Source organism: Elstera litoralis (genome assembly GCF_000963705.1).
In the GTDB taxonomy this organism is placed as follows: domain Bacteria; phylum Pseudomonadota; class Alphaproteobacteria; order Elsterales; family Elsteraceae; genus Elstera; species Elstera litoralis.
Genome location: NZ_LAJY01000392.1, coordinates 1 through 2,841, shown reverse-complemented (window position 1 = coordinate 2,841; position 2,841 = coordinate 1). Strand labels below are relative to the sequence as shown.

General features: G+C 62.7%; 1 protein-coding gene. It reads left to right on the top strand.

What is annotated here, in order from left to right:
* Positions 1 to 2,841, top strand: a 2,841-nt coding sequence (locus tag VZ95_RS14265; RefSeq protein WP_156995312.1) for an SDR family NAD(P)-dependent oxidoreductase, incomplete at both ends; no start/stop codon positions are given.

Below are 2,841 nucleotides of genomic sequence, written 5' to 3'. Positions count from 1 at the left end.
CCAGGTGGCGTTCCGCAAAGCCCAAGGCCAGTTGAGCCGCTCTGTTGCCCGCTTCGTCCGCGCCAAAACGGGCGAGCATCGCGCGCCGGTCACGCAAGACGCGACCTATCTCGTCACCGGCGGGCTCGGGGCGATTGGCGTTGAAACGGCGACGTGGCTGATTACCCAGCGCGGCGTGAAACATATCGTGCTCGCCTCGCGCCGGGGGGCGGATGATCCTTCGGCCGCCGCGATCAAAGCGACGCTGGAAGCCTTGGGCGCGCGCATTTCGGTCGAAAAGCTCGATACCAGCAGCGAAGCTAGCGTTCAGGCGCTGGTGACAAAGCTGAAGGCCGATCCGCTGCCGCTGAAAGGCCTCTACCACAGCGCGGGCGTGCTGGAAGACGCGACCATCGCCCAGTTCACCTGGGAGAAGTTCCGCAAGGCCATCGCGCCGAAGTTCGATGGCGCTTGGTTCCTGCACAAGGCCACCGAAGACCTGAGCCTCGACGATTTCGTCGTTTATTCCTCGATCCTCAGCCTCTTCGGCGCGGGCGGTCAGGCGAATTATACCGCCGGCAACGCCTATCTCGACGGGCTCGCGGCCCTGCGCCAACAGCAGGGTAAGGCTGGGCTTGCGGTGAATTGGGGGCCGTGGGCGGCGGGCGGTCTCGCCACCCTCGCGGGCGATAAGGGCGAGGCGATCTGGCGCGCGCGCGGGCTGATCTACACAACGCCCGACGAGGGCCGGGACGCGCTGTCGGTCATCGTCGGAACCGGTCTTAACCACGCCGCCGTGCTCACCGCCGATTGGCCGACGCTGGTGGGGCAGTTCCAAACGCCGCCGACCTTCTTTGCCGAAATGTTGAGCGAAGCCAAAACCGAGAGTGCCGTCAGTGGCGCGGGCGTTTCGGTGGAAGCCCTGCAAGCCCAACTGAAATCCAGCGATCCCCGCGAGCGGCGCTTTGCCATCGTCACCTATGTGGCGCAGCAGGCGCAGGCGACTTTGGGCGTCAACCGGGTCATCGATCCTGGTCAGCCGTTGCGGGAATTGGGGCTCGACTCGCTGATGGCGGTGACGCTCATCAACCGCATCGAAATGGCGCTGGCCGTGCGCGTCCCCGCCGTGAAGCTGATCCAAGGCCCGAGCATCGATCAATTGGTCGATGAGGTTTGGCCCGATCTTGCGGGCGTCGGTCTGCCGCTGGCCCCGCGCGAGCAACCGGCAGCGGAAGCGGACGTCTTCGCCCAAATCCCGGTTTCGGCGGAAGTGGAGGCGCTCGTCTCCGACCTTATCAGCGAAACCGTGGAAGCGGCCCTGACCGCGCCCGCGATTATCGAAGATGCGAAATGGCTGATCCCTGTCGGTAAGCGCGATAATCCCCGCGCCCGCCTGTTCTGCTTCCCGTTTGCGGGCGGCGGGTCGGCGGTGTTCCGGCCCTGGGCCGGGTGGATTGATCCCGCCATCGAAGTGATCGCCGTCGAGCCGCCGGGCCGCTTGGGGCGCATTTCGGAAAAGCCGGTCAACGATATCGATCTGTTCGTCGATTGTGTGCTGGATGAAATGATCGACCTACTCGATCTACCGTTCGCCATGTTCGGCCACTGCCTCGGCGCGGTGACCATGTATGAGACGGCGCGGACCTTGATCGAGGAAACCCGCTTCATGCCGCTGCACCTCTTCGCGTCCGGGGCGCGCGCGCCGAACAAGGTGGGGGAAGTCGGGCCGTTCGAGCAGGAGTTGGGCAAACTCTTGATGCGCACCCCCGGTTATCGCGCCGACCTCAAGCCCTATCAGCAGTCGGACGAAATCTTCGCCGATATCATCCGCAAGTTCGATATGGCGGCGACCGATCAGTTCCTCTCCGATCCCGAACTGCGCAAGCTTATGCTCCCCGCCGTGCGTGCCGAGTTCGAGATGACCAGCAACTATAAGCTCAAGGGCGAGCCCAAACCTTGGGACGTGCCGATTACCTGTTTCGTCTCGCGCGGCGATCCCTATGTGTCGCGTGACGATATTCTCGCCTGGGGCCGCTTCACCAATCAGCGTCTGCAAGTGCTGATGCGCGAGGGCTCGCACTATGCCCGTGGTCGAGGATGCGCAGTTCATCAACCGCATCATCAACCGCGAAATGGTCATGCCGCTCTAATTTACCCGGATGTGCTAGCCGAGGGGGATTCTCCCTCTCGGTCCACCGGATTTTCTGGTTTGGAGAGAGACTTGGGTAAGACAGCACTCGTTCTGGGCGGCGGCGCACCGACCTATACCTTGATGACCGGCGCGTTGCTGGCCTTCGATGAAGCCGGGATTACTTTCGATGTCGTGTCGATGGCGGGCGGCGGCGGGGTCGTCGGCCTCTCCTACCTCGCGCCGAAGACCGGCACGCGGCAGGAGGCGATGCGGGGTTCGGTCCATTACGGCGTGTCGGACCCGATCTACAATCTCTTCCCGATGAACTTCAAAATGTTCACCAAGGGCGGGCCGAAGGCGGCGATGTTCCGGCAGGCTTTGGCGATGATGCCAGGCTACGACAAGGTGATGGGCCTCGCCCATAAAGGCCCGGCGCAGGCCTTCGTCAGCGATTACTTGCAGTTTCTCTGGTCGGCGGTGATGCCCGGCAATGTCTCGCTGTTCAGTGACGGTTTCTGCGCCCCGTCGCAGTTCATCGAACAGATGGTGGATTTCGACGCGCTCCACCGCGTGAAGGAAGATATCTACCTGAACGCCTACTGCCTGACCGATAAGAAAATGGCGATCTTCAAGAAGCACGAGATCGACCTTGCCCATTTCCAGGCGTCGCTCTCCTACCCGTTCTTTTACTCGCCCTTCGAGATTGACGGGAAATATTACATTGAGGGCGC